This window comes from Flavobacterium sp., assembly GCF_050696275.1.
Lineage (GTDB): Bacteria > Bacteroidota > Bacteroidia > Flavobacteriales > Flavobacteriaceae > Flavobacterium.
Genome location: NZ_JBOGUT010000057.1, coordinates 1 through 6,323, shown reverse-complemented (window position 1 = coordinate 6,323; position 6,323 = coordinate 1). Strand labels below are relative to the sequence as shown.

At 33.2% G+C, this 6,323-nt stretch carries 7 protein-coding genes; 1 reads left to right on the top strand and 6 read right to left on the bottom strand.

Annotated features, from left to right (window positions below):
- Positions 1–284: 284 nt before the first annotated feature.
- From ACRDEC_RS16810 to ACRDEC_RS16790, 5 genes are all read right to left on the bottom strand, one after another.
- Positions 285–1,043 carry an SDR family oxidoreductase gene (locus ACRDEC_RS16810; protein ID WP_431499529.1) on the bottom strand — a complete coding sequence of 253 codons (759 nt, stop codon included), beginning with the start codon at positions 1,041–1,043 and terminating at the stop codon, positions 285–287.
- A 7-nt stretch (positions 1,044–1,050) separates the two neighbouring features.
- Complete coding sequence (locus ACRDEC_RS16805) at positions 1,051–1,188, bottom strand: hypothetical protein (RefSeq protein WP_431499528.1); 138 nt, start codon at positions 1,186–1,188, stop codon at positions 1,051–1,053.
- A complete protein-coding gene (locus ACRDEC_RS16800) occupies positions 1,182–1,454 on the bottom strand; it encodes a hypothetical protein (protein WP_431499527.1) in 273 nt (90 codons plus the stop codon). Before ACRDEC_RS16800 ends, ACRDEC_RS16805 begins: the two co-directional genes overlap by 7 nt.
- Before the next feature lie 200 nt (positions 1,455–1,654).
- Complete coding sequence (locus ACRDEC_RS16795) at positions 1,655–2,302, bottom strand: hypothetical protein (protein WP_431499526.1); 648 nt, start codon at positions 2,300–2,302, stop codon at positions 1,655–1,657.
- 178 nt (positions 2,303–2,480) lie between these two features.
- The gene (locus ACRDEC_RS16790) at positions 2,481–3,788 is read right to left on the bottom strand and encodes a DUF6602 domain-containing protein (protein WP_431499525.1); all 1,308 of its coding nucleotides are present in this window, start codon (positions 3,786–3,788) and stop codon (positions 2,481–2,483) included.
- A gap of 249 nt (positions 3,789–4,037) precedes the next feature.
- On the opposite strand from ACRDEC_RS16790, the gene ACRDEC_RS16785 reads away from it, so the two are divergent.
- Complete coding sequence (locus tag ACRDEC_RS16785; protein ID WP_431499524.1) at positions 4,038–4,556, top strand: helix-turn-helix domain-containing protein; 519 nt, start codon at positions 4,038–4,040, stop codon at positions 4,554–4,556.
- Positions 4,557–4,624: 68 nt separating this feature from the next.
- On the opposite strand, the gene ACRDEC_RS16780 is transcribed toward ACRDEC_RS16785, so the two are convergent.
- On the bottom strand, positions 4,625–6,169 hold the full coding sequence (locus ACRDEC_RS16780) for an Rne/Rng family ribonuclease (protein WP_431499523.1): 1,545 nt from the start codon (positions 6,167–6,169) through the stop codon (positions 4,625–4,627).
- Positions 6,170–6,323: the final 154 nt, after the last annotated feature.

The following is a 6,323-nucleotide window of genomic DNA, read 5'->3' as shown; positions in this document are numbered from 1 at the left end:
AAGCCAGAATTATATCTCAAAAGGGAGGGAAAGTACAATCTTCTCTAAAGTCTTGTTTTTACGACTTAAAAAGAGTCCTTTTGAGTCAGTTAATATTTACCACTAGTGTATTGGAAGCAAAAAACAAGCTCGCTTAAATTGCTTTAAACGAGCTTGTTTTTTATGATTTATTTTAAATGATAATTTTTTTTTTAGAGGTTGTGCAACAGCTACGGCTGTTAGCGGTTCGTTGCTTTTCTTATGTTATAATATTCTACTTTTTACGGTTAAAAATCTATTATCAATTAGTTGACTGGCATTCCCGCTACATATAATACTTGTCCTGTAACAAAACTTGCTTCTTCTGAAACAAAAAATGAGACTGCATGTGCAATGTCAGCTGGTGTACCTGTACGATTAACAGGTATGTTTTTAACGGCTTGTTCTAAATGATTTTCCAAAGTAAGTCTATTTCTTTTTGCTGTTGCCTCAGTCATTGCTGTAACGATTAATCCTGGAGCTACTACATTTGCCGTGATTCCAAATGGTCCCAATTCTACTGCAAGTGATTTAATAAAACCATGCATACCTGCTTTTGCTGCACAATAATTTGCTCTTTCTGAATGCCCTGTTGCAGAAATACTTGATATATTAATAATTCTACCCCATCCTGTTTTTTTCATATATGGAAGAGATTCTTTAACCATTAAAAAAGACCCACGTAAATGCACATTTATAACATCATCCCAATCTTTAGTGTCCATCAAATCGATGTTTACATCTCTTGCAAACCCAGCATTATTTACCAAAATATTAGGTTCTCCAATTTTGGAAATAATTTGTTCCATTGCTGATTTTATTTCGTTTTCATCAGCCACATTTGCCCCAATTGAAATGGCATGCCCACCATTCTTAATAATTGAATCAACAGTGTTGAAGCAAGCTTCTTCGGTCATGTCTAATACAACTACTGCAAATCCATCATTGGCTAATCTTTTTGCAATTCCGGCACCAATACCTTGTGCGGCTCCTGTTACAATAGCTATTTTTTTAGTTAAATTCATTCTTCTTTTATTTACTTCGTTTTATGATAAAAGCTGAATTTATTTGTTCCATACCAATATTCAAATAGAAATCTATTGCTTTTGGTGAAGAGTGCAAGATTAATTTGCATTCTTCACCAGCTGTTTTTTTTGTGATTTTTACCAATTCTCTCCCAATACCTTTTTTTTATACTCATTCCTTACACACAAATCAGAAAGATAACAACAATAACAAAAGTCTGAAATAGACCTTGCTAACCCAACTAGTTTGTCTTTATCCCATGCTGTTACAATTATATTTGCGTTATTGTGCATCTTTTTTATTCTTTCAATATCTTCTTTATTGTCAATTGGGAAATAATCAGAAAAATCATATAAATCTATTATTTCTTCGATTTCTGGTATTATTTCAGTTTTATAAATAATTTTCACTTTTAGGTTTTTTGTGTTTTAGTAAGTTAATAATGATTTTCCAATCGTTCGTTACAATGACCGCCAACGTTCCGCGGCTTGGCGTGGTTGCGAGCTTCGGAACCGATTATTTTCTGTTAAAGATAAAATTTCTTGCGAAATGTAAACGTGAATTTACCACAAAATTCGCAATCTTGCCAAACGCCTGTTAGCAGAAAGCTCTAATATAATCTATACCCAATTTTTATTCCGAGGCTCAAATTTGGGAGTATGTAATTTGTATTTTTTTGAGCAGTAGAAATTTCATTTTCATCAAAAGCTTTAATACTATCCCTTTCTTCATTAGTTAGTGAATCATTACCTTTAGATAATCTTAAGCCAATCCCAAAAAACCATTCAAATATAATATTATTCGAGTATGTTTTTAAGTTTCCTATTTTAGCAGTAAAGCAATTTATATTTTTATGAATTCTATATTTCATAACTCGACTAGGATCGCTAGTTGTAGGAATTGAATCTTTCCAATCATATGAAATATCTTTATATGTGTATTCTAACGAAATAAAATTACCTTTACTCATCCCATTTTTATTGACATACCATTTAATTTCAGGTTTTAAAATATACCCTTTTGAATTTTCTCTCAAATCAAGTCCTTTGATATCAAAATATCTTCCATATTCACCAGATAAAGATATGTTTTTATAAACTTTTAACTCTAATCCAATTCTGTAAGAAGAACTACCGAAAGCATCAATAATTGATATTGGATTGGTTTTTATACAAAGATTATTATCTTTTCCTTCATTGTTTTGTGAAAGTGATATTTGAAAACAAAGTAAGAGAGATATAATTATAAAATGTTTCATTAAATTATTGAATTTACGCTTTTTTTTGAGCTTACCGTTAACGTCTTGGCGCTACAAGAGGTTTGGGATTAAAGAGGCGAGTTTTTTTCCATTATGCACAAATTTTCCAAGTACAAAACCATTTTTAAATTCAGCCTAATGCCCAAATCTCTTGTAACGGCTGTTAGCGGCTGCCTTTTTATTCATTTTTTAAGTTTTGCAATATTTGCTTACTGAAATAGCTTGTCATTTCACCGCTTTTATTCTCTCCCGCAAATATTTTTCCATCAGGTGTAAAAACAGTATAAAGTTCATCAACTAATAGCCCCATTTTTCCTTCGTCAATATAAATTAATCGGGCTTCTGATAATTCTTTAATAATTTTTTCTACATCAATTTTTTCTGTTTTTATAAATTTTAAAAAATCTTTATCGGAATTGATATCAACAAATTCTACTTGAGTTAAAACATTTAGAATTGAGTATTTATCTTTGTTAATCTCTGTTGGTTCCCAAGGAGTAGAAACCAATGGAGCTGAAAGTTGTTTTCTTGTAAGAGGATGATATAAAAATTCCCATCCCCAACTGGTTTCATCCATTTTTCTTTCTTTACAAGACAAGAAAGGATGGACAGTTTCAAAATCAAAATCATCACCAAAAATATCTGAACTTATTTCAAACTTGTAAGAAAGTCTTGTCCATATTAATTCTAATAGATGATACATTGGTTTACTGTTTGATGATGCTAAAATATGAAAGTAAAATTCATCTTCTGTCAATGGCATTGCCATCGGCATACCATTATTTTTTATGATTGTGTTATTACCACAAATAAATAAACTTGGAAAACTTCCTGGGCTATATCCTTGAACAGGGCCATCTTTACAAATTGTTTCTAATTTTTTTACAAAGCCTTCTCTTAAGCCATATTCAGAAGTGTAGCCATAGTAGCCAAATACAATTCTTAATGGATGAAATGCCTCCATCATAAGATAATGATAAAGAAGGTTTTCTCTATCCGAAAATCTTTCTCTTCTATCTTTATTTGGTAATTCCTTTGATGTTAAAACTTTATATGCATCTCTGTGCATTCTTCCAACAAATGGTTCTGCATCTCTTGGTTCGGAAACATTTATAATTGAAAGGAGGTTTTGATGTGAGTCATCAATGTCATTTGCATAGAGGTTTTTCTTTACTTGGATAGCAGCAATAACATCTTTGATATGATATTTATATCTATTTGCAAATGACATTTTTATACCATCACCAACAACAAGCATACAATCTAACTCATCGCTCATAACACCACTGTCATTATAGACAAAACTTCTTTCAACCATTTTTAAATTTAGGTCTTTGAAAACAGCTCTATTAAGTAATTCAGTAGTCAAGCCTTCAAAATTGTCTCCAATTGCAACAGTGTGTTTTATATCTTGGTCGTCAAGTTCAATTTTGGAAAGGGCATATCTCTTAAATTGTTCTAATAAATCTGCGAATGTTGAAATCATAATTTGAAATATAGGTGGTTAATTTACTGTATTTTCTTTCAAGGTTGCCGCTAACCCTCAAATATACACACTTCCCACCTATATTCATTAAATCACATAGCGCAGTTTTTCTTTTCCTTTGTAAATTATTCCTGTGGCAAAAAAAATATTTTAATAAAAATGCCACAACAGTTGTGGCATTTTTATTTTTTATACAGAAATTGCCACAACTTTTGTGGCAAAATATTATTTTTGAAAAAAATGCCACAGATGAAACTCACAACAACTATAAAAAACACAATAGGCTTGACCCAAGATGAAATGGCCATGCTATTAGGGGTTACCCGAAGCCAATGGTCAATGTATGAAATAGGGAAACGGTCGTTGCCGCTGGAAGCAACAAAACAATTAGCTGGGATACTGCAGCATCTTCAAAACGCAAAAGCAACTTCTGATGCCATACAAAAAGTAACTACGGCAGAACAAAAGAAAAACCGCGAATGGTTAGAACAGGAATATACAAGCCTTCAATACAAAAAGGCGGTGTTAGATAGAAAGATTGCCGCTATGGAAACCAAAAGAGCAGAAGGATTTGCTGCTTTGGAAGTTGTTGATTATTTAGCAAACCATCCGGCAAAAATTGTCAGTGCCCATTTTATAACCGCTATAAAAACCAGAGCGGTAAACAGCCTGAATAAAAACACATTACATCATTTACAAAGCATGCATCTCAAAAAGGATCAATTGGAAATGTTAAAAAACACTTTGGAGAAAAAAATGCACTTATGATACCTCTTTTTTCGGACAGAACTTTTTAGGCCAAAAAAAAACGCCAATCAATACGATTGGCGTTTTTATTAGTCTTTTATAGAATTTCCGTCTTTATCGAAAAACTTATATTCTAAATACGTGTAAGCGTCACGAGGTATGATTTTCACCCATTTTTTATACTCAAAAAACCATTTTGAGCGTATTGATGGAAAACCTTTTGTAAGGTAGGCTGCGATGAACGGGTGTACGTTAAGTATCACTTTGTTTTGCAGCTTTACAATTCGTTCTAGATCGGAAGCGATTTTATCAATGATTAATATTGGTGCTTCAATTTCACCATTTTCATTGTTAGGATCTTCTTCCCGTGTTTTGATATTGACCTCTGGTCGTACTCTTTGTCTGGTAATTTGTACCAGTCCGAATTTACTTGGAGGTAATATTTTGTGTTTTGCTTTATCGTCGCTCATTTCTTCTTTTAAGAAATCGTACAATACTTTCCGGTTGTCCGGATTAGACATATCGATAAAATCGACAACAATGATGCCACCCATATCGCGTAAACGTAATTGTCGTGCCACTTCGGCTGCGGCAATCATATTTACTTCGAGAGCGGTATCTTCCTGATTGGTTGCTTTGTTTGAGCGGTTTCCGCTGTTTACATCGATTACGTGCATGGCTTCGGTGTGTTCTATAATTAAATAGGCTCCTTTGCTCATGGACACAGTTTTACCAAAAGAAGTTTTTATTTGTCTTTCAATACTGTATTTCTCAAAAAGCGGCGTGTCTTTAGACTGATAAAGCTTCACCATTGATTCTTTACTTGGAGCAATTTGTTGAATATACTCCTTTGTTTCGTTGAACAGTTCTACATCGTCAATTATAATTCCGCTAAAAGTATCATTAAAAACATCTCGTAATATTGATGATGCTCTATTGAGTTCTCCTAGCACTTTTGACGGATGGTGCGCTGTTGGAATTCGTTTGCACATTGATGTCCATTTGTCCATCAAGTTTTGCAAGTCTTTGTCTATTTCTGCGACTTTTTTGCCTTCGGCTACTGTGCGAACAATAACCCCGAATCCTTTTGGTTTAATCGATTGTACAAGACGTTTCAATCGGTCCTTTTCTTCTTTCGAATCTATTTTTTGAGAAATAGAAACTCTGTCGGAAAAAGGGACTAAAACTATAAATCTTCCAGCCAGGGAAAGCTCAGAGCTGATCCTCGGACCTTTGGTAGAAATCGGTTCTTTGACCACTTGTACGAGAATCGACTGATTAGCACTGATTACATCGGTAATCACACCGTCTTTGTCGATCTCTTTTTCAAAAGGAAAACTTTTTAGGGAGAAATCTTTTATTTTACCTGCGCTTACAAGTTTTATGAATTTCAATTGGGAAGCCAGATTAGGTCCTAAATCGTGGTAATGCAAAAAGGCATCTTTTTCGAAGCCTACATTTACAAAAGCAGCGTTTAGACCTGCAACAGGTTTTCTGATTTTGGCGATAAAAATATCACCTACCTGAAAGTTGCTTGTTTCTTCTTCTTTGTGTAATTCAATTAGTTTTCCATCTTTTAATAAGGCAAAATCTACAGCTTCAGAACCAGATCTAATGATTAATTCTTTATTCATTTGTAAATTTTTATCTGCATTTAAGTCAATAGGTAAAGGTTGCAAGCAAAAAAACTCAAAACCGGAACCCAAGACCGAATTGTACAGATGGATTAAACATTTTACAGGTATTTGTACCCGGTGAAACAGACAGATTTTTGGATATTTCAGAAAT

Bases quoted from the DNA above. Each gene is read 5' to 3' on its own strand.
- ACRDEC_RS16810 (WP_431499529.1), bottom strand. From the start codon at position 1,043: ATGAATTTAACTAAAAAAATAGCTATTGTAACAGGAGCCGCACAAGGT.
- ACRDEC_RS16795 (WP_431499526.1), bottom strand. From the start codon at position 2,302: ATGAAACATTTTATAATTATATCTCTCTTACTTTGTTTTCAAATATCA.
- ACRDEC_RS16790 (WP_431499525.1), bottom strand. From the start codon at position 3,788: ATGATTTCAACATTCGCAGATTTATTAGAACAATTTAAGAGATATGCC.
- ACRDEC_RS16785 (WP_431499524.1), top strand. From the start codon at position 4,038: ATGAAACTCACAACAACTATAAAAAACACAATAGGCTTGACCCAAGAT.
- ACRDEC_RS16780 (WP_431499523.1), bottom strand. From the start codon at position 6,169: ATGAATAAAGAATTAATCATTAGATCTGGTTCTGAAGCTGTAGATTTT.